The sequence below is a fragment of the Pseudokineococcus basanitobsidens genome, assembly GCF_037482545.1.
Taxonomy (GTDB): Bacteria; Actinomycetota; Actinomycetes; order Actinomycetales; family Quadrisphaeraceae; genus Pseudokineococcus; species Pseudokineococcus basanitobsidens.
Map to the genome: position 1 here is coordinate 126,324 of NZ_JBBIAA010000006.1, position 19,257 is coordinate 145,580.

Annotated in this window: 18 protein-coding genes and 1 tRNA gene; 9 read left to right on the forward strand and 10 right to left on the reverse strand. The window is 77.1% G+C overall.

Annotation, left to right across the window (positions count from 1 at the left end; translation table 11 throughout):
- Positions 1-34 precede the first annotated feature (34 nt).
- Complete coding sequence (locus WDZ17_RS08140; RefSeq protein ID WP_339574641.1) at positions 35-421, reverse strand: hypothetical protein; 387 nt, start codon at positions 419-421, stop codon at positions 35-37.
- Positions 422-686: 265 nt separating this feature from the next.
- Between WDZ17_RS08140 and WDZ17_RS08145 the strand changes: the two genes are divergently transcribed.
- Positions 687-1,613: a glycerophosphodiester phosphodiesterase gene (locus WDZ17_RS08145; protein ID WP_339574642.1), complete on the forward strand. Its 927-nt coding sequence runs from the start codon at positions 687-689 to the stop codon at positions 1,611-1,613.
- A gap of 30 nt (positions 1,614-1,643) precedes the next feature.
- Here WDZ17_RS08145 and WDZ17_RS08150 read toward each other — a convergent pair whose 3' ends face one another.
- The 3 genes from WDZ17_RS08150 to WDZ17_RS08160 form a co-directional block, all read right to left on the reverse strand.
- Complete coding sequence (locus WDZ17_RS08150; RefSeq protein WP_339574643.1) at positions 1,644-2,780, reverse strand: YhjD/YihY/BrkB family envelope integrity protein; 1,137 nt, start codon at positions 2,778-2,780, stop codon at positions 1,644-1,646.
- A 61-nt stretch (positions 2,781-2,841) separates the two neighbouring features.
- Positions 2,842-3,957, reverse strand: coding sequence for a type IV pilus twitching motility protein PilT (locus WDZ17_RS08155; RefSeq protein ID WP_339574644.1), 1,116 nt, complete (start codon positions 3,955-3,957; stop codon positions 2,842-2,844).
- Between the two features lie 66 nt (positions 3,958-4,023).
- Positions 4,024-4,251: a biotin/lipoyl-binding carrier protein gene (locus WDZ17_RS08160; RefSeq protein WP_422631898.1), complete on the reverse strand. Its 228-nt coding sequence runs from the start codon at positions 4,249-4,251 to the stop codon at positions 4,024-4,026.
- Between the two features lie 187 nt (positions 4,252-4,438).
- Between WDZ17_RS08160 and WDZ17_RS17470 the strand changes: the two genes are divergently transcribed.
- Entirely contained in the window at positions 4,439-4,513 is a 75-nt protein-coding gene (locus WDZ17_RS17470) for a 50S ribosomal protein bL37 (RefSeq protein ID WP_422631899.1), read from the forward strand.
- A gap of 123 nt (positions 4,514-4,636) precedes the next feature.
- Here the strand turns inward: WDZ17_RS17470 and rsrA are convergent, their stop codons facing one another.
- Positions 4,637-4,912 carry a mycothiol system anti-sigma-R factor gene (gene rsrA, locus WDZ17_RS08165; protein ID WP_339574646.1) on the reverse strand — a complete coding sequence of 92 codons (276 nt, stop codon included), beginning with the start codon at positions 4,910-4,912 and terminating at the stop codon, positions 4,637-4,639.
- Complete coding sequence (locus WDZ17_RS08170) at positions 4,909-5,724, reverse strand: sigma-70 family RNA polymerase sigma factor (protein WP_422631887.1); 816 nt, start codon at positions 5,722-5,724, stop codon at positions 4,909-4,911. The genes rsrA and WDZ17_RS08170 overlap by 4 nt, the downstream gene beginning before the upstream one ends.
- A gap of 307 nt (positions 5,725-6,031) precedes the next feature.
- Here WDZ17_RS08170 and WDZ17_RS08175 point away from each other — a divergent pair, with 307 nt between their 5' ends.
- The 5 genes from WDZ17_RS08175 to WDZ17_RS08195 all read left to right on the forward strand — a co-directional run bounded on the left by WDZ17_RS08175 (position 6,032) and on the right by WDZ17_RS08195 (position 10,342).
- Entirely contained in the window at positions 6,032-6,592 is a 561-nt protein-coding gene (locus tag WDZ17_RS08175; RefSeq protein WP_339574648.1) for a hypothetical protein, read from the forward strand.
- A 124-nt stretch (positions 6,593-6,716) separates the two neighbouring features.
- Positions 6,717-8,039: a 3-phosphoshikimate 1-carboxyvinyltransferase gene (gene aroA / locus WDZ17_RS08180; RefSeq protein ID WP_339574649.1), complete on the forward strand. Its 1,323-nt coding sequence runs from the start codon at positions 6,717-6,719 to the stop codon at positions 8,037-8,039.
- The gene (rsgA, locus tag WDZ17_RS08185) at positions 8,036-9,181 is read left to right on the forward strand and encodes a ribosome small subunit-dependent GTPase A (protein ID WP_339574650.1); all 1,146 of its coding nucleotides are present in this window, start codon (positions 8,036-8,038) and stop codon (positions 9,179-9,181) included. The genes aroA and rsgA overlap by 4 nt, the downstream gene beginning before the upstream one ends.
- Positions 9,182-9,210: 29 nt before the next feature.
- Positions 9,211-10,032: a histidinol-phosphatase gene (gene hisN / locus WDZ17_RS08190; protein WP_339574651.1), complete on the forward strand. Its 822-nt coding sequence runs from the start codon at positions 9,211-9,213 to the stop codon at positions 10,030-10,032.
- A 79-nt stretch (positions 10,033-10,111) separates the two neighbouring features.
- A complete protein-coding gene (locus WDZ17_RS08195; protein WP_339574652.1) occupies positions 10,112-10,342 on the forward strand; it encodes a DUF6480 family protein in 231 nt (76 codons plus the stop codon).
- Positions 10,343-10,463: 121 nt separating this feature from the next.
- On the opposite strand, the gene WDZ17_RS08200 is transcribed toward WDZ17_RS08195, so the two are convergent.
- From WDZ17_RS08200 to WDZ17_RS08210, 3 genes are all read right to left on the reverse strand, one after another.
- On the reverse strand, positions 10,464-11,999 hold the full coding sequence (locus WDZ17_RS08200; protein WP_339574653.1) for a glucose-6-phosphate dehydrogenase: 1,536 nt from the start codon (positions 11,997-11,999) through the stop codon (positions 10,464-10,466).
- A 142-nt stretch (positions 12,000-12,141) separates the two neighbouring features.
- Positions 12,142-12,215, reverse strand: a tRNA-Met gene (locus WDZ17_RS08205).
- Positions 12,216-12,297: 82 nt separating this feature from the next.
- A complete protein-coding gene (locus WDZ17_RS08210) occupies positions 12,298-15,402 on the reverse strand; it encodes a UPF0182 family membrane protein (protein ID WP_339574654.1) in 3,105 nt (1,034 codons plus the stop codon).
- Positions 15,403-15,629: 227 nt separating this feature from the next.
- Between WDZ17_RS08210 and WDZ17_RS08215 the strand changes: the two genes are divergently transcribed.
- Complete coding sequence (locus WDZ17_RS08215) at positions 15,630-16,214, forward strand: PPA1309 family protein (RefSeq protein WP_339574655.1); 585 nt, start codon at positions 15,630-15,632, stop codon at positions 16,212-16,214.
- Between the two features lie 91 nt (positions 16,215-16,305).
- Here WDZ17_RS08215 and WDZ17_RS08220 read toward each other — a convergent pair whose 3' ends face one another.
- Complete coding sequence (locus tag WDZ17_RS08220) at positions 16,306-17,430, reverse strand: YlbL family protein (protein ID WP_339574656.1); 1,125 nt, start codon at positions 17,428-17,430, stop codon at positions 16,306-16,308.
- A 261-nt stretch (positions 17,431-17,691) separates the two neighbouring features.
- On the opposite strand from WDZ17_RS08220, the gene WDZ17_RS08225 reads away from it, so the two are divergent.
- On the forward strand, positions 17,692-19,143 hold the full coding sequence (locus WDZ17_RS08225; RefSeq protein WP_339574657.1) for a zinc-dependent metalloprotease: 1,452 nt from the start codon (positions 17,692-17,694) through the stop codon (positions 19,141-19,143).
- Positions 19,144-19,257 lie beyond the last annotated feature (114 nt).

Here is a 19,257-nt window from a genome sequence, read left to right on the forward strand (position 1 = left end):
TCACGCGGCCGCGGGCCGCCCGGCGGCGGCGGGGTCAGACGTCCTCGCCGCGGGCGGCGGCGAGGTCGACGGCGGCGACGTCGAGGGCGGCCTCGGCGGCGCGCACGTCCGCCGCCGCCCCGTCCCAGGCGTCGCTGCGGGCCGCGGCACGCAGCGCGGCGGAGACGGCGCCGGCGAGGGCCGCCGTGTCCGGCGCCGGGGGCCGCCGAGCCCGCGAGCGCAGGGCGCGCGAGAGCGCCTCCGCCTCCTGCGCGACCAGGTCCAGCGCCGCGTCCTGCGCGCCGGGGGCGGCCGCCGCACGGGCCTCGGCCCGGGAGGCCGCGGCGAGCGCGGCCGCGGCGACCCGCAGCTCCTGCCGGGCGAGCGCGAGGGCACCCTCCTGGGCCGAGACGTCCTCGCGGTCCGCTCGTGGGCTGCTCACGGCTCCTCCAGGGTGGGTGACGGCGCGGGCGGCGACCCGGCTGCAGGTCGTCGGCCGACATCCTGGCCCGCCCTCGCCGCGGCCGGGACGGTGGCCCCCGTCCCGGTGGACGGTGACGGGCCGGTGCCGCGGGTGTGGACGGACGGTGACGTGTCGACGAGGACTCGCCGACACACCCCTCCCGACGGGGACCTGCGGCGGTGCGGCGCCTACGGTCGTCCCGACAGCGCCCGGGACGCCCGGGCGACCCCGGCCGGGAGCCACCATGACGACGGAACGTCGCGACCGCCCCGCACCAGCCGTCCCCACCCCCCGCCCGCCGTCCCGCGCGGCAGCGCCGCCCGGCACCCGGTCGGCGCCCGGCCGTCCGGGCCGCCGGCCGCTGCCGCTGCTGCGGCGGGCCCCGGGGGCGCCGCCCGCCGTCGTCGCCCACCGGGGGAGCTCCTCGACCGCCCCGGAGAACACCCTCCCGGCGCTGGAGGCCGCGCGCCGGGGCGGGGCGTCGTGGGTCGAGACCGACCTGCGCCGCACCCGGGACGGCGTCCCCGTGCTCCTCCACGACCCGCGGCTGGAGCGCACCACCGACGGCGCGGGAGAGCTGGCGGGCACGAGCGCGGCCGACCTCCACCGCCTCGACGCCGGCTCGTGGTTCTCCCCCGCGCACGCCGGCGCGAGGGTGCCGCGGCTCGACGACCTCGTGACCTGGGCGACCGAGCACCCGGAGATGCACCTGCTCCTGGAGCTCAAGGGTGACTGGGCCCCCGCGGACGTGGTCCCCGTCGTCGAGGCCGTACGGGCGGCGTCGCTCGGCCCGCGCTCGGTGCTGCAGTCCTTCGAGCCGACGACGGTCGCGGCGCTCGCCACCGCCGCCCCGGACCTCGCCCGCGGCCTGCTCGTGCGGACGGGGGGGCCGGTCGACGTGGGCCGCCCGAGCGAGGTGGAGGACCTCGTGGCGACCCACGACCTGGTCGCGGTCAACCCCGGTGACCGCCTCGTGGCCGCCGACCCCGGGCTGCCGGCGAGGCTGCACCACCTCGACGTCGCCGTGTGGGTCTGGACCGTCGACGACGAGGACCGCTGGGCCGACCTCGACGCCGCGGGCGTCGACGGCGTGATCACCAACTGCCCGGCGCGGATGCTGGCCCACCTCGCCGAGGGACCTGCCGCCCCGTCCCCGGCCGTCGCCGCCTGAGTCCGCGCCCGGGCTCAGCGCCCCCCGGGCTCAGCGCCCCCGGCGCAGCGCCACGGCGCTCAGCGTGGCGGCGAAGCCGACGAGCACCACGACGTGCAGCAGCCACAGCCACAGGAGCCCCGCCACGACGCCGCCGACGGCGGCCGAGCCGCCGAAGGGCGCGCCGACGTCCACGGGGAGGGCGACGAACAGGACGATCCCCTGGACGAAGCCGGCGACGAAGGCCCCCGTCGCGAACCCGCCGACGAGCGCGGCCCGCCACGACAGGTCCTGGGGGGCCACGGCGCGGAAGGACCACGCGAGCGGCAGCGAGATGACGACCCAGTCGACGTTGAGGCTCAGGTAGACCGCCAGCGCCGAGCCGTCGAGCCCGCGGGCGAAGAGGTCGGCGACGAGGGGTGTGATCCCCAGCACGACGAGCAGCAGCACCGGTGCCGCCGCGAGCACGGGCAGCAGGGCGCCGCGCGCCCGCCAGCCGGAGCCGAACCTGGCGAGCAGACGCCGCACCCGGCTGCCCCCGGCCCCGGTCCGGTCGGTCGGGCGCCCCCCGTCGTCCGCACCGCCGCCCGGGCCGCCGTCGTCCGGCCCCCCGTCGTCCGCACCGCCGCCCGGGCCGCCGTCGCCCGGGCCGCCGTCGTCCGGGCCGCCGTCGTCCGGGCCGAGCGCCCCTGCGGCGGTCTCCCGCCTCCCGTCGCCGAGGGCCGCGTAGGCGCGGCGCAGGCCCTCGCCGTAGAGGCTCGCGGGGAAGAGGCTGAACACCACCACGGGCCACGTCACGCCGAGGCCGTAGACCACCGCGGCGCGCGCGACCGCGTCGACGCCCATGGTGGAGGGCAGCGCGGCCTCGAGGCTGCCGCCCAGGGCGAGCATCCGGTCGTCGCCCACCAGCCAGCCCGCGACGCGCACGGCGATGAGGACGGAGGGGACGGCGGCCAGCGCGCCGTAGAAGGTGAGACCGGCGGCCGTCAGGGGCAGCTCGTGGCGGCGCAGGAGACCGCGCGTGCGGGCGGGCAGGCGGCGCAGCACGGCACGACGGCGCAGCGCCGGCGCTCGCCGGGCCTCGTCGTGGTCACGGCGTCGACCCGCACCGGCGTCCTGCCGCGTCGGTCCCCGCTGCGCCACGGGCACGCCGCCGTCGTGGACGGCGGCGTCGTGGGCGGGGGGCACGGCACGAGGTTCGCACGGCCGGCCGCTCCCCGCGGACGCCGGCGCGGGGACGGCGGCGGCCTCAGGCCACGAGGCCGAGGCGGCGCAGCTCCACGGTGAGGTCGTGCGGACGGGTGGCGACGGCGAGGGCGTCGTCGAGCGTCACCACGCCGTCCCGGTACAGCTGCACCAGGTGCTGGTCGAACGTCTGCATGCCGTAGTAACCGCCGTCGGCGACGAGCTCGGCGATCGTGCTGGTCCGTTCCGGGTCCGCCACCGCGTCGGCCACCCGACCCGTGCCGACGCAGACCTCGACGACCACGGCCCGTCCGCCGCCGTCGGCGCGCGGCACGAGCCGCTGGCAGACGACGCCCCGCAGCGACCCCGCGAGCGACAGCCGCACCTGCTGCTGCTCGTGGTGGGGGAAGAAGTCGATGATCCGCGCGACGGTCTCGGTGGCGTCCGTCGTGTGCAGCGTCGACAGGACCAGGTGCCCGGTCTCCGCGGCCGCGAGCGCCGCGCGGACGGTGTCCGGGTCGCGCATCTCGCCGATGAGGACGACGTCCGGGTCCTGGCGCATGGCGGCCCGCAGCGCGGTGGCGAACGTCGCCGTGTCGAGGCCGAGCTCGCGCTGGTTGATCATCGCGAGCTTGTCCTGGTGCAGGACCTCGATCGGGTCCTCCACCGTCAGCAGGTGCACCTCGCGGTGGGTGTTGATGTGGTCGACCATCCCCGCGAGCGTCGTCGTCTTGCCCGAGCCGGTGGGGCCGGTGACGAGGACGAGGCCCCGCGGCTCGAGCGCGAGGCCGGCCACGACGTCCGGGACCCCGAGCTCGTGCAGCGGCGCGGCGCCGACCGCGACCCGGCGGACGACGAGGCCGACGGAGCCGCGCGCGCGGAAGGCGTTGACGCGGAACCGGCCCAGGCCCGGCACCGAGTGCGCGAAGTCCGCCTCGGCGGTCTGGGCGAAGCGCTCGAGCGCGTCGTCGCGCAGGACCTGCCGCAGCAGCCCCTCCATGTCGGCGAACGTGAGGTCGCGGAACTGCAGCCGTCGCAGACGGCCGTCGATGCGCACGCGCGGCGGCGAGCCGACCTTGAGGTGCAGGTCCGAGCCCGCGAGGTCGCACAGGGCGCGCAGGAAGGGGCCGACGGAGAGGTCCTCGGCGGCCGGCTCGGCGTCGGGCGGGGCGGTCGTCACGCCCGGTGCATCGGGGCGTCCGGCGTGCGCCTTGAGGACCACGGCCCCGCGGCCGGCGCCGGCGGGTCAGGCGCCGTCGAGCACGACGAGGAGGTCGCCCTCCTGCACCACGTCCCCGGGGGAGACCACGACCCGGGAGACCCGTCCGCGGCCCTCGGGGACGACGGGGATCTCCATCTTCATCGACTCCAGCAGCAGCAGGGTCTGACCGGCCTCGACGACCTCGCCGACCTCCACCGCGAGGCTGAGGACCCCCGCCACCATCTCCGCCCGGACGCTCTCCACGGCGCCGATCGAACCACGTCGCGGCCGGACGCACGTCCGGGTCGCCGCTGCGGCCCGCCGCTCCCGTGCTGCCCCGCCCTGGTACGACGTCGGCGGTCGCGCCGGGCGGGCCGGCGACTGTGGGACCCTGGGGCCGACCTGCGGGCCGGCCTCCGGGGCGCCCCGCACGAGCACCGACCCGCGGAGGAGGACGGCCATGAGCAAGCGCGCCCGCAAGCGCCGCTCGCGCAAGACCAGCAGCGCGAACCACGGCAACCGCCCCAACAGCTGAGGGGCCGCGCCTCGCCGCCAGGCACGCGAGACGCGACAGGGCCCGTCACCACCGAGGTGGTGACGGGCCCTGTGCTCGGTTCTCTGTGCTCGTCGCGGTGCCGGGCGCCCGGTGGGCGTCGCGTCAGGCGCGGACCTGCGTGATCTGGGTGATGATCCGCACCCGCAGCGCCTCCGGCGCGCAGTCGCTGGCGCACGCACGACGGACCACCTCGCGCACGACCACCTCGACGTCACGCTGGGCCAGGCACGGCGCGCACTCGTCCAGGTGCCGCTGGATCCGACCGACGTCCACCTCGTCCTCGGAGGACAGCTCCTGGTCGAGGAAGGCGTACAGACGGTCGACGACCTCGTCGCAGTCGGTCTCCCGGCGGCCGCGGGGTGCCGGCTCGGCGCTCATGCGTCGACCCCCTGCGGCGTCGTCTCCCGGGCGGCCGGCTGGGCCGCGCTGACGCCGCGGTCACGGGCGTAGTCGGACAGCAGGTCGCGCAGCTGACGGCGACCCCGGTGGAGGCGGGACATCACGGTGCCGATGGGCGTGCCCATGATCCCCGCGATCTCCTTGTAGGCGAAGCCCTCGACGTCGGCGAGGTACACGGCGATCCGGAAGTCCTCCGGGATCTGCTGGAGCGCCTGCTTGACGTCGGAGTCCGGCAGGTGGTCCAGCGCGTCCGTCTCCGCCGAGCGCAGACCGCTCGAGGAGTGCGACTCCGCCCGCGCGAGCTGCCAGTCCTCGACGTCCTCGGAGTGCGACTGCTGGGGCTGACGCTGCTTCTTGCGGTAGGTGTTGATGTAGGTGTTCGTCAGGATCCGGTACAGCCAGGCCTTGAGGTTCGTGCCCGGCCGGTACTGGTGGAACGACGCGAACGCCTTCGTGAAGGCCTCCTGCACCAGGTCCTCGGCGTCCGCCGGGTTGCGCGTCATCCGCATCGCGGCCGAGTACAGCTGGTCCAGGTGCTGCAGCGCCTCGGCCTCGAAGCGGGCGACGCGCTGGGCCTGCGTCTCCTCGGCGGGAGCCCGCTCGGTGTCCTCCCCGACCTCGATCGGCGCCACCGGCTCGGCGGCGGTCGTGCCGGACGCGGACCCGGGGGCGGGTGCGGTGCTGTTCTCTGCCATCGACGCCGAGGGTAGTCCTCGGCGCGCGGCGGCGCCCGCGGCAGCCGCCCTCAGCGGCGTCTCGCGGTCGGCTCGGGGGTCGAGGACGACCAGCATGCTCCTCCTCCTCGGTGCTGCGGACCGCCGGTCGGCGCGTCCCGGCGGACCGGGCCTGCACCCCCCGCACGAGCGGCGGGACCGGCGGCGTTCTGAGCTGCGTCAACGCCGTCACGGCGCCGCGGTGTTCCCCGGGCCCTCGCCGTGGTGCGCCCACCTCCCGGCCCGCCCGTCGGGTTCCCCACCACCGGGCCCACCACCGGATCCACCACCGGGCCCACCACCGGGCCACCACCGGGCCCACCACCGGGCCCACCACCGGGCTCCCCGCCGTGCCCCGACGGCCCCGATGCGGTAGACCACCGGCATGACGATCATGCGACGCCTCGCCCGACCGCTGCTGGCCGCCGCCTTCGTGGACCAGGGCGTCCAGCTCGCCCGCCGTCCCGGCGAGCACGCGGAGGCCTGGACCCCGGTGGTCGAGCGGGTCCGCCAGCCCCTGGGCCTGGGCGACCGGGAGGTGTCCTCGCTGGTCCGCGTCGACGGGGCGGCCATGGCCGCCTCCGCCCTGCTCTTCGGCCTGGGCCGGCTCCCGCGGGCCTCCGCCCTCGTCATGGCCGCCTCGCTCGCGCCCGCCGCCGCCTCCGAGCACGCGTTCTGGCGCGCCGACGGCGTCGACGAGCGCAAGCGCCAGCGCACGCTCTTCCTCAAGGACCTGGGCCTGGTGGGGGCCGCGCTCGTCTCGGTCGTCGACACCGAGGGCCGGCCCGGGCTCGGCTGGCGCAGCCGCCGGGCCGCCAAGGACGCCGGTCGCGCGTCCAAGGCCGCCGGCAGGCTCGCCCGGCGCGAGGCCCGGCACGCCGCGCACACCGCCGGGCGCGAGGTCCGCCTCGCCGGCCACCGCGCGGGCGACAAGGTCGGCCTCTGACCCGACCGCCCCCGGCGGGACGACCCGCGACCACGACGACCCGGCACCCGGCGAGGTGCCGGGTCGTCCTGCGTCGGCGGTCGTCCGTCGCCGCGGCGGCGGCCCGCTGCCTACCCTGACGCGCATGGAGCTCCCGCGCTGGTCCGCCCCGACGGCGCCCGGGCCGGTCGACGCCGTCGTCACGCTGCCCGGGTCGAAGTCCCTGACCAACCGCTACCTCGTCGTCGCCGCCCTCGCCGACAGGCCGTCGCGGGTGCGCGGCCCGCTGCGCTCCCGCGACACGGCGCTGATGGCCGCGGCGCTCGAGGCCCTCGGGGCCCGGGTCGAGGACGTCGACGGCGGCGGGCCCGAGCCGGACTGGCTCGTGACGCCCGCGGAGCGTCTCACCGGTGGTCGCGTCGACGTGGGCCTGGCCGGCACCGTCATGCGCTTCGTGCCGCCGCTCGCCGCCCTCGCCGCCGGCGACGTCGCCCTGGACGGCGACCCGCGGGCGCGCGAGCGCCCCATGGCCCCCGTCGTGGACGCCCTGCGCGCCCTCGGGGTCGACGTCGAGGACGGCGGCCGCGGGGCGCTGCCGCTCCTCGTCCACGGCCGCGGCTCCGTCGGCGGGGGGGAGGTGACCCTCGACGCCGGGGCCTCCAGCCAGTTCGTCTCCGGCCTGCTGCTGGCCGCGGCCCGCTACGACCGCGGCCTCGTCGTCCGCCACGTCGGGCCGCCGCTGCCGAGCGAGCCGCACGTGGCGATGACCGTCGAGACGCTGCGGGACGTCGGCGTCGTCGTCGACGACTCCGAGCCCGACGTCTGGTCGGTCCGCCCCGGCCCGGTCGCCGGGCTCGACGTCCAGGTCGAGCCGGACCTGTCGAGCGCCGCCCCGTTCCTCGCCGCCGCCGCGGTGACGGGGGGGCGCGTCCGCGTCCAGGGGTGGCCGCAGCACACCACCCAGGCGGGCGACGCGCTGCGGGACCTCCTCGACGAGATGGGCGCCGAGGTCTCGCTCGACCGCGACGGCCTCGAGGTGCGCGGCGGAGACCTCTACGGCGTCGACGCGGACCTCCACGAGGCCGGCGAGCTGGTGCCCGTGGTCGTGGCCCTCGCGGCGCTCGCCTCCACCCCGACCCGCCTGCGCGGCGTCGCGCACCTGCGCGGCCACGAGACCGACCGCCTGGCCGCGCTGGCGACCGAGGTCACCCGCCTCGGCGGCTCCGTCGAGGAGACCGACGACGGCCTCGTGGTGCGTCCCGCGCCCCTGCGGGGCGGCCTCGTGCGCACCTACGCCGACCACCGGATCGCCCAGGCCGCCGCGGTGCTCGGGCTGCGCGTGCCCGACCTGGAGGTCGAGGACGTGGGGACGACGGCGAAGACGCTGCCGGGCTTCGTCGGCCTCTGGGAGTCGATGCTCGCCGGTCCCGCTGCGCGTGCCGCGCCGGCGCGGGCCTCCCGGCCGTGAGCCCGAGGCCGCCGGACGAGGACGACGTCCGCGCGCGGCCCAACCCCCGCGGCTCGCGCCCGCGGACGAAGGAGCGCCCCCGCCACGAGCACGCCGTCCCGGGGCGCGTCCTGACGGTCGACCGGGGGCGCTCCACGGTCCTGGTCCGCGAGGGCACGCCCGAGGAGGCCGAGGTCGTCGCCGTCAAGGCGCGCGAGCTGGGCCGGGCCGGCGTCGTCGTCGGCGACCGCGTGCACCTCGTCGGCGACGTCTCGGGAGCCCCGGACACGCTGGCCCGGGTGGTGCGGGTCGACGAGCGCCGCACGGTGCTGCGGCGCTCGGCCGACGACGAGGACCCGGTGGAGCGGGTCGTCGTCGCGGGGGCCGACCAGCTGGCCGTCGTCGTGGCCGCCGCCGACCCGGCGCCGCGGACGGGGCTCGTCGACCGGTGCCTCGTCGCCGCCCTCGACGCGGGGATGGACACCCTGCTCGTCGTCACGAAGGGCGACCTCGCCGACCCCTCCCCGCTGCTGGACCAGTACGCGGCGCTCGACGTGCCGGCCGTCGTGCTGCGCCGGGCCGAGGCCCCGGGCGCGCCGGGAGCCGGCGACGTCCCCCGGCACGACGCCGCGGGCCTGGCGGACCTCCGGGCGCGCCTGCGCGGGCGGACGACCGTGCTCGTCGGCCACTCGGGCGTCGGGAAGTCGACCCTCGTCAACGCCCTCGTCCCGGGGGTGGACCGGGCCACCGGCCGCGTCAACGACGTCACGGGCCGCGGGCGGCACACCTCCTCCTCGGCGCTGGCCCTGCGGCTGCCCCCACCGGACGGCCCGGAAGACGGCCCGGAAGACGGCCCGGCGGACGGCCCGGCGGACGGCCCGGCGGACGGCTGGGTCGTCGACACCCCCGGGGTGCGCTCCTTCGGGCTGGCGCACGTGCGCCCGCAGTCCCTGCTGGCCGCCTTCCCCGACCTGGAGCCCGGCAGCGACGGGTGCCCCCGCGGCTGCTCGCACGACGAGCCCGAGTGCGGGCTCGACGCCTACGCCGCGTCGGGGGCCGCCGGTCCTGCCGGCCCGGCGCGGCTGGCCTCGCTGCGCCGCCTGCTGCGCAGCCGCAGCGGCGAGGAGTCCGCCGCGGGGGCCGCGCGCGACGCGGCACGGTGACCGCCCCGCGGGCGGTAGCGTCCGGCGCCGTGAGCCCCACCTCGGCCGAGAGCCTGCGCCGCGCGAGGGGGGTCGACGACGACCTGCGCCTCGCCCACGTCGTCGCCGACGCGGTCGACGGCCTGACGACCGCACGCTTCGGGGCCCAGGACCTCGCCGTCGAGACCAAGCCGGACCTCACGCCCGTCACCGACGCCGACCGCAGCGCCGAGGACCTCGTGCGGGCCCAGCTCGCCCGCACCCGGCCCCGCGACGCCGTGCTCGGCGAGGAGGGCGGGGTCGCCGGCACGGGCGCGCGGCAGTGGGTCGTCGACCCGATCGACGGGACGAAGAGCTTCGTCCGCGGCGTCCCCGTCTGGGCCACCCTGCTGGCGCTCCTCGTCGACGGCGAGCCCGTCCTCGGCGTCGTCTCGGCGCCCGCGCTCGGCCGCCGGTGGTGGGCCGGCACCGGCACGGGGGCGTGGACGGGCCGCTCGCTGTCGTCCGCGCGGGCGCTGCACGTCTCGGCGGTCGACGACCTCGCCGACGCGTCGCTGTCGTACTCGAGCCTCACGGGCTGGGAGGAACGGGACCTCCTCGACCCCTTCCTCGACCTGACGCGCAGCGTCTGGCGCACCCGGGCCTACGGCGACTTCTGGTCGCACGTCCTCGTCGCGGAGGGCGCCGTCGACGTGGCGTGCGAGCCCGAGCTGGCGCTGCACGACATGGCCGCGCTCGTGCCCGTCGTCACCGAGGCCGGGGGCCGCTTCACCTCGCTGGCGGGCGAGGACGGACCCCACGGCGGGAGCGCCGTGTGCACCAACGGGCTCCTGCACGAGCGGGTCCTCGCGGCGCTGGCGCCGCGCCCGTGACCGGCGGGCTGACCCCCGGGCTGACCCCCGGGCGGGGACCCGGCGCGCGGGACCTCGCGGCGGTGCGCAGACTGGCGCCGTGAGCACACCCAGCGCAGACCCGGACCCGGACGACTCCCCCGGCCTGGAGTCCGGCGGCGGCGTCCGCCCCGGCGACACCCCGCCCTCGGAGGCCGGCACCTCCGGCCTGTCCCACCACGAGGCGAAGGAGCCCTCGAAGGGGCTCAACCGCGCCATCCCCGTCGCCATCGTGGCGCTGGCGTTCCTCTTCGTCCTCTTCCTGCTCGTCCGCGTCGCGCTGCTCGACTGAGCCGCGCCGCTCGACCGGGGCACGCCGACCGTCCGGCAGACCCGCGAACGACGAACGCCCCACCGCCCGACGACGACGGCCCGGCCCCTCGGGGCCGGGCCGTCGTGGTGCGAGGGTGCGCTCAGGAGCGGCTGCCGCTCCCCTGCCCGGCGCCGTCGCCCCCGTCGCCTCCCTCGCCCCCGTCGCCGTCCCGGTCGTCGTCGCCGCGCCCGCCGAGCAGCCACCCACGGGGCCCCGGCAGCGTGTCGGCGGCCTGCGGCCCCCAGCTCCCGGGGGCGTAGGGCTGCACGTCCGGACGGTCCTCCAGGACCGGCTGCACCACCGACCAGGCGCTGGCGAGCCCGTCCGAGCTCGTGAACAGGGACCGGTCGCCGTGCAGGACGTCGTGCAGGAGCGCCACGTACGGCGGCAGCGGATCACCGCCGTCCACGTCGCTCAGGGACAGGTGCGCCGACGACGTCGTGAGCGCCAGCTCGGGCCCGGGCGTCTTCAGGACCATGCCGACCTCGAGCCCCCCGGCGCCCTTGAGGTCCACCGTGAGGACGTTGCCCTCCTCGGGGAGGTCGCCCAGCGGCGAGTCCTCCGGGCGGCGCAGGACCAGGCTCACGCGCTGGGCGTCGCCCGCGAGCCGCTTGCCGGTCCGGAGCAGGAACGGGACGCCGTGCCAGCGGTCGGTGTCCACCCACAGCCGTGCCGCGACGAACGTGTCGGTGGTCGAGTCGTCCGCCACCCCGTCGATGTCGGTGTAGCCGTCGAACTGCCCCAGGACGACGTCGTCGCGGGACAGCGGTCGCACGGCGGCGAGGACGGCCTCGCGGGCGGTCTGCAGGTCCTGCGGCGAGAAGGACGTCGGCGGCTCCATGGCCACCTCGGCCGTCACCTGCATCAGGTGGGTCACGAGCATGTCGAGGAGGGCGCCCGTCGCGTCGTAGAACTCGGCCCGGTCGGCGACGTCGAGCGGCTCCGGCACGTCGATCTGGACCTGCTCGACGACGTCGCGGCCCCACGCACGGCCGAAGAGCGTGTTGCCGAAGCGCAGGACGTGCAGGTCCTGGGTGCCCTCCTTGCCGAGGAAGTGGTCGATGCGGAAGACCTGCTCCTCGTCGAGGACCTCGTGGACGAGCTCGTCGAGCCCGCGGAAGTCGTCGGGCGAGGTGCCGAAGGGCTTCTCGTAGACGACGGTGGCCCCCTTCGCGAGGTCGTGCTCCCCCAGCGCCCGCGTGGTCTCGCGGAACGCCACGGGGGGGATGGCCAGGTAGTGGACCAGCTGGGCGCGCTGCCCGGTGTCGCCGTCCATCTCCGAGCGCGCGGAGGCGATGACGTCGAGGAGGCTGCCGGGGTCGTCGGTCTTGAACCCTCCGCCGGCGAACAGCAGCCGCTTCGAGAACTCCTCCCACGGGCCGTCGTCCGGGTGCGGCCCGAACTCCTCCAGGACGTCGTGCACGTGGCCGCGGAAGTCCTCGTGGGCGACGTCGCCGCGCCCGTTGCCGACGAGGCGCCAGTCCTCCGGCATGAGGCCCCGGCACGCGAGGTCGTAGAAGGCGGGGAGCACCATGCGGCGGGCGAGGTCGCCCGTGGCGCCGTACAGGACGAAGACGGTCGGGTCGGGGCGGGGCGGGCGCTGCTCGCCGCCCTGCTGCTGCGTCGTGGAGGCCATGCCTCGACGCTAGGGGCGCCGCCGCCGGAGCGCTCCCCGACGGGGGGCTGCCCGGCCCGGCGCCCACGCCCCGGCCGGCCGGCGAGCGCCCGCAGACGCGCGAAGGGCCCGGACCGTGTGGTCCGGGCCCTTCGGCACCGAGTAGCGGGGGCAGGATTTGAACCTGCGACCTCTGGGTTATGAGCCCAGCGAGCTACCGAACTGCTCCACCCCGCGTCGCGAGATGAACACTACGTCAGCGGGGCGCCGTCGCCAAATCGTCGCCGGGAGCGACGCCCGGCGCGGCCGGGCGTCGTCCTCAGCCGCCCGCGGCCGGCGCCGTGGCCTCGGCGGTCGGCGCGGCCGTGCTGCCGGCCGACGGCGCCGTCGTGGCGCCGTCGGTGGTCGCGGCGCCGCCGGCGGCGGCCTGGATCTCCTGCTGCAGCTCGACGGCCCGACCCACGGCGTCGGACAGCTGCTGCTGGGTCTGGCCGTAGGCGGCGAAGTCCCCCGAGGACAGCGCGTCCTGGCCCTGCGTGAGCGCCGCCTGGGCCTGCTGCAGCGCCTGGTCGAGCTGCGCCTGGAGCCCCTCGGGCACCGGGGCACCGCCGTCCCCGGCACCGCCCTGGTCCGCCGGCTGGTCACCGCCGTCCCCGCCCTCGCCCGCGTCCCCGGCCGTGGCCCCGGAGTCGCCGCCGAAGACCTGGTTGAGCGCCTCGTCGAGGCTCTCGGCGAAGCCGATCTCGTTGCCGAAGGACACCAGCGAGTACTGCAGCCGCGGGATCTGCGTGCCGCCGGAGCTCTGCACGTAGACGGGCTGCACGTAGAGCAGCCCCCCGCCCACCGGGAGCGTCAGCAGGTTGCCGAAGACCACGCCGGTGTTGTTCTGGCTCAGCAGGTTCAGCTCGGTGGAGATGGTCGGGTCGGCGTCGAAGTCGTTCTGCACCTGCCCGGGCCCGTTGATGACGAGGTTGCGCGGCAGCTGCAGCAGCCGCTTCTGCCCGTACCCGTCGGCGACCTCGCCCGCCTGGCCGGTGCCGGCGTCGCCGTCCACGGCGAGGAAGCCGGTGAGGATGTTGCTGGCCCCCTGCTGCGCGGAGTCGGGGATGTAGGTCGACGTCAGCGAGAACGCCGGCTCCTGCTGCCCGGGCATCTGCAGGGTCAGGTAGTACGCGGGCTGGTCCGGGCCGTCCTGGCCGTCCGGCACGTCGACCGTCGGGTCGGCCGGGACCTGCCAGCGGTCGCTGTTCTGGAAGAAGACCGCGGGGCTGGTCACGTGGTAGGCCCCGAGCACCGTGCGCTGGACCTTGAAGAGGTCGTCCGGGTAGCGCACGTGCTGCAGGAGGGTCGCGCTCATCTCCGACGAGGGGGTGAGCGCGCCCGGGAACACGGAGTCCCACGCCTGGAGCACGGGGTCCTCCTCGTCCCAGGCGTAGAGGACGACCTCGCCGGAGTAGGCGTCCACGGTCGCCTTGACGGAGTTCCGGATGTAGTTGACGTCCTCCGCGGGCAGCGTCGAGAGGGTCTGCGCCGCGGTGACGGGCGACCCGCCCCCGCCGGCCGCCTGCGCCGCGGCGCCGCCCTGACCGGCCGCCGGCGCGGTCTGCGAGTCCTGCGTCGCCGACTCGAGCGTCTGGCGGTCGGAGTAGGGGTACTCGTTGCTCGTCGTGTAGCCGTCGACGATCCACAGCACCCGCCCGTCCACGACGGCGGGGTAGGGGTCGCCGTCGAGGGTGAGGAAGGGGGCGACCTTGGCCACGCGCTCCCGGGGGTCGCGGTCGTAGAGGATCTGGCTCTCGGGGTTCAGGGCGTCCGAGAGCAGGATGTTCTGCTCCTGGAACTTCACGGCGTAGAGCAGCCGCTGCCACCAGGAGCCGACGGAGGGACCGCCGTCGCCGCCGTAGGTGTTGTTGGCGACGCCGTCGCCGCCCTCCTCGTCGGTGGGGTAGTCGACCTCGCGCGGGTCCGTGCCCTCGGGGGCGCCGACGATCGAGTAGTCCGGGGAGTTCTGCCCGAAGTAGATCCGCGGCTCGAAGTCGCCGAGCGCGCCCTCGGCGTTGATGCCGGACTGGAAGTAGTCCGGGAGGCCGCCCACACCGCGCTGGTTGCCGTACGCGGCCACGACCCCGTAGCCGTGGGTGAAGATCGTCCGCTCGTTGACCCAGCTGCGCTGGCCCCCGGACAGGCCGTCGAGGTCCAGCTCGCGGACCCCGATGACCGCGTCCTCCGTCTGCCCGTCGATGTCGTACCGGTCGACGTCCAGCGGGTCGGAGAAGGTGTAGTACTGGCGCTGCCGCTGGTCCTGCTGGAACGCCGGCTGGACGATCGCCGGGTCGAGGACCCGGATGTTCGCCGTCGTCTCGGCGTCGTCGCGCAGCGCCCCGGGCTCGGCCTGCGTGCTCGCGTTGTAGTCGGTGACCTCGGTGGTGTCGACGTCGTAGGCCGCCCTGGTCGCGTCGATGTTGTGCTGCAGGTACGGCGACTCGCGCGTCAGCGCGCTCGGCTCGACCTGGAAGCGCTGGACGACGTAGGGGTAGATCGCCCCCACGACGATCGCCGAGACGAGCATGACGACGACGCCGAGCGCCGGCAGCCGCCAGGACCCGCGGAAGGCCGTGACGAAGAAGAGCACGGCGACGAGCAGGGCGATGACCGCGAGGATCGACCGGCCCGGGATCTCCGCGTTGACGCCGGTGTACGTGGCGCCGAGGAAGCGGCCCGAGTCGTCGGTGAGGGTCGCGTACCGGTCGAGGACGTACGAGCCCGCCTGGAGCAGGACGAGCAGCCCCGCCGTGACGGACAGCTGGACCCGGGCGGTCCGCGTGGTGCGCGGTCCCTGTCCCTGGAGCCGCAGCCCGCCGTACAGGTAGTGCACGAGCGCGCCGCCGATGCCCGCGAGCAGGACGACGGCCGTGAGGAAGGACACGAGGAAGCCCAGGAAGGGCAGGGTGAACACCCAGAAGCCGACGTCCATGCCGAAGACCGGGTCGTCGGTGCCGAACGGCTGGGCGTTGAGGAAGAGCAGCACCTGCTCCCACCGGCCCGCGGCGGCCGAGCCGGCGAAGAGCCCGAGGACGACGGGGACGGCCACGCCGAGGAGGCGGCGCAGCGGCTCCAGCGACTCGCGGTAGCGGTCGAGGTTGGCCGACTCGGCGTCGACCGGGGCGTAGACCGGTCGCGAGCGGTACGCCAGCCGCAGGCTCGCCGTGACGACGAGCGCCATGAGCACGCCCCCGCCCACGAACAGGGCCGCCTGCGTCAGCAGCCGCGTCGTGTACACCTCGGCGAAGCCCAGCTGGTCGAACCAGAAGACCTCGGTGAGCACCTGGCTCGCGACGACGACGACCGCCACGAGGGCGACCACGACGACGACGGCGGGCAGGAGCGCGCCGCGACGGCGCGGGGGGGTTGCGGTGGAGCTCACGTCGTGGGCACCTCTCGGGTCGTCGGCGACGGCCTGGTCGTGGCGGGCGGTGTGCTGGTCGGTCGTGCGGTGGGTCCGGTCCGTGGGGCCCGGCCGCCGGGCGGCGGCGAGGGGGGACCCGGGGTCCCAGGGTCCCACGGCCCGCCCGCACCCTCCCGGGAGGTCGGGGGCCGGGGACGTGCCGCCGGCGTCGCCACCGCGGGTGACGCTCGGGCACCATCGCCCGCGTGGACGACGCCGCAGCTCCCTCCCCCGACGACGAGCGCCGCACCGGCGCGGTTCCCGAGCCCCCGCTGGAGCCGCTCGAGCGGGTCGCCCTGGACGTCGAGCGGCACGTGGCCGCCGACGGGTGGGACGCCCCGCCACGCCTGTTCGCCCTGGTGCGCACGGCCGACGCCGTCGCGGCGGACCCGTCCCTGGCCTCCCGGCTGCCGGGGGACGTGGTGGCGGAGGCGGTCGCCGACCCCCGGCACCTCACGTCCGTCGAGCAGGACGACCTGCCCGACGCCCCCGACCTGGAGCGGCTCCTCGCCTCGATCGGCTGGCCGCCCGCCGTCGCCGGGGCGGCGCTCGTCGTCGAGCAGGTCGTGGTGCCCCCGACCGCGGACCTCCCCGAGGACCCGCGGGAGGCCGTCGCCGCCCTCGAGGAGCACCCCGACCGCCAGGAGGTGCGGATCGCGGTCGCCGTCCTGCGCGGGGGCGGCACGGGCAGCGCCCTGCGGCGACGCACGGACGACGAGGACCTGCGCGTGGTCGTCGGCGAGGACCTCGTCCCCGGCCTCGCCGCGGCGCTGCGGGCGACGCTCGCCTGAGCCCGCACCGCGCGGGGCCGCTCCTGGGCCCCCTTCCGGAGCCACCCCTCCAGGGCCTCCCCTCCCGGGCCACCGACGGCGCCGGGCGCGCTCAGGACCGCGCGGCGGCCTCGACGACGTCGTCGCACCCGGGCAGGTCCTCGCCGTCGCCGTCGTCGAGGGACTCCAGCGCCGAGCGGGCCTCGCCCAGGGTGGCGACCGCGACCACCTGCATCCCGTCCGGGACCGACCCGACGACCTCGCCGCAATTGGCGACCGGGGCCAGGAAGACCGTGGCACCGGCACGGGAGGCGCCGACGAGCTTCTGCCGGATCCCGCCGATGGCCCCGACGGCGCCCTCGGCGGTCACGGTCCCGGTGCCGGCGACGTGCCGACCGCCCGTGAGCGACCCCGGCGTGAGCAGGTCGACGATGCCCAGGGCGAAGACCATCCCGGCGCTCGGGCCCCCGACGTCGTCGATGCGGATGTCGACCTGGAAGGGCACCTCCACCTCGGGGTCGAGGAGGACGCCGAGGACGGTGCGCCCCTGCTCCCCGGTCGTCGTCACCGGCACGACGAGGTCCTCGTCACCGCGGCGGACCCCCACCCGGGCGACGGCCCCGGGGTCGATCTCCTGCAGCCGCGCCCGCAGGGCGTCCGCGGTCTCGACGTCCTCGCCGTCGACGGCGGTGATGACGTCGCCGTCCTCCAGGCCCTCCGGCAGGTCGGCGTCGCCCGGGGCCCCGGAGACGCGCAGCCGGACGTCCACCGGCACGTCGAGCTCCCGCAGGGCCGCCGCGGTCGCCGCCTGCTGGGAGGAGGACATCTGCGCCTGCCGCGCCTCGTCGACGTCCTGCCGCGTCTGGGCGGGGTCGAAGACCTGCCCCACCGGCAGGGCGTCCTCGTCGGGGCTCAGCCACGCACGGACCACCTGCGCGAGGACGACGTCCCGCCCGGGGCCGCCGGAGGTGCTGACGGTCAGGAGGTCCAGCTGCCCCTGCGCGGGGTAGGTCTCGCGGCCGTCCACGCTGATGAGCGGCTCCCCCTCCGCGGTGTCCCCGAGGACGTCCAGGACCGGCCCCGGCGCCTCGACGGCGAAGGGTGTGCCGGTGGAGCCGACCAGCGCGAGCAGGAGCAGGGAGGCCGCGAAGGAGGCGGCCAGCGCGGCGGCCCCGCCGGTCCGCCGACGACCGCCCGGGTCCGCCGTGCCCGCCTGCGGCGCCTCGCCCTCGGTCATGCGTCCTCCTCGCTGCTCCCGCCCCGCGGCCGCGGGCGGCCGGCCGGCCCGCGAGCCGCGTCCGCTCTCGGCGCAGCGGCCGGGGCCGACGACGGGAGGGATCATCTCCCCTCGCTCGCTACCGTGAGGAGGTGGCCGTCGCCACAGCGCCCACGCCGCGGGGGCACGGACCACCGCGGAGGCACGGGCCGGGTCGTCTCGAGGTCGTCTCGAGGCGCCGGTGCCGGCGTGCCGGAGGCCAGAGGACCCGCAGGAGGAGCCGTGAGCCAGACACCCCCCGGACGACCGGGCGACGACGAGGGCGGCGAGCCCCGCAACCCCTTCGAGGAGCTGCTCCGGCAGATCATGGGCGGCGGCGCCGGGGGCGGCCCCTTCGCGGGCGTGGACCCCGCGGCGCTGCAGGCGGCGGGGCTACCGGCGGACCCGGCGGCCATGGGCGCGATGATGGCGCAGGTCCAGCAGATGATGGCCGGTGGCGGCGACGGGCCCGTGAACTGGGACCTCGCGCGCCAGGTGGCCCGCCAGCGCGCCGCCGCGGACGGCGACCCGAGCGTCGGTGACTCCGCCCGGCGCGCGACCGCCGAGGCCCTGCGGCTCGCGGACCTGTGGCTCGCCGAGCGCACCGAGCTGGGCGAGGGAGGGGCGAGCGGCGTGGCCTGGTCCCGCTCGGAGTGGGTCGAGGCGACGCTGCCGGTCTGGCGCCAGCTCGCGGAGCCGGTGGCCCACTCGGTCGGCGACGCGATGGCCGCGGCGATGGCCGAGCAGGCGCCCCCCGAGCTGCGGCCGATGATGGCGACCGCCGGCGGGGTCGTCCGGCAGGTCGGTGGCGCCGTGTTCGGCATGCAGGTGGGCCAGGCCGTGGGCGAGCTCGCGGGAGAGGTCGTGTCCGGCACCGACATCGGGCTCCCGCTGGTGCCCGCGGGCACGGCGGCCCTGCTGCCGGCGAACGTCGACGCCTTCGCCGAGGGTCTGGAGGTGCCGCTGGAGGACGTGCGGCTCTACCTCGCCCTGCGCGAGGTCGCGCACGTGCGGCTCTTCGGCGCACGGCCGTGGCTGCGCGCCCACGTCCTCGGCATCGTGGAGGCCTTCGCGCGGGGCATCCGCATCGACACCGGGCGCATCGAGGAGGCGGTCCGCTCCGTCGACCCGACGGACCCGGAGGCCCTGCAGCAGGCGCTGGGCTCCGGGATGCTCGAGCCGGAGCGCACCCCGGAGCAGGATGCCGCGCTGCTGCGTCTCGAGACGGTCCTGGCCCTCGTCGAGGGCTGGGTGGACCACGTCGTCGGCGCCGCCGCCGCGCCGCTGCCCAGCGCGGGCGCGCTGCGGGAGGTGGTGCGCAGGCGCCGCGCCGCCGGCGGTCCGGCGGAGCACACGCTGAGCAGCCTCGTCGGCCTCGAGCTGCGGCCCCGACGGCTCCGCGACGCCGCCGCGCTGTGGGCGGCCGTCGAGGCCGAGCACGGCGTGGACGGACGGGACCGGGCGTGGTCGCACCCCGACCTCCTGCCCACCGCCGAGGACCTGGACGACCCGTCGGGCTACGCCGCCCGCCGCTCCACCGCCGACTCCGAGAGCGCCGACGTCGACGCCGCGCTGGAGCAGCTGCTGGGCGGTGACCTCGGGGAGGCGCGCCGCGAGCGCACGGCCGACGAGCGTGTCGCCGACCCGGGCGACGAGGCCGGCGACGACGACGGGGCCGGGGCGGGGCCGCGCTGAGGCCCGCGCCGGCGGCCGCGGAGAGGGCAGCGGAGAGGGCAGCGGTCGAGGCCGTCAGCGACCTCCTCGTGCGCTGGCCCCGGGAGGTCGGCCCCCTGGCGGGGGGGGGGGGGG

Excerpts from the sequence above, each read along its gene's own strand:
- WDZ17_RS08220 (WP_339574656.1), bottom strand. The coding sequence starts at position 17,430 with ATGACCGAGGGCGAGGCGCCGCAGGCGGGCACGGCGGACCCGGGCGGT.
- WDZ17_RS08170 (WP_422631887.1), bottom strand. The coding sequence starts at position 5,724 with ATGCTGGTCGTCCTCGACCCCCGAGCCGACCGCGAGACGCCGCTGAGG.
- WDZ17_RS08200 (WP_339574653.1), bottom strand. The coding sequence starts at position 11,999 with ATGGCCTCCACGACGCAGCAGCAGGGCGGCGAGCAGCGCCCGCCCCGC.
- rsrA (WP_339574646.1), bottom strand. The coding sequence starts at position 4,912 with ATGAGCGCCGAGCCGGCACCCCGCGGCCGCCGGGAGACCGACTGCGAC.
- WDZ17_RS08145 (WP_339574642.1), top strand. The coding sequence starts at position 687 with ATGACGACGGAACGTCGCGACCGCCCCGCACCAGCCGTCCCCACCCCC.
- WDZ17_RS08175 (WP_339574648.1), top strand. The coding sequence starts at position 6,032 with ATGACGATCATGCGACGCCTCGCCCGACCGCTGCTGGCCGCCGCCTTC.
- aroA (WP_339574649.1), top strand. The coding sequence starts at position 6,717 with ATGGAGCTCCCGCGCTGGTCCGCCCCGACGGCGCCCGGGCCGGTCGAC.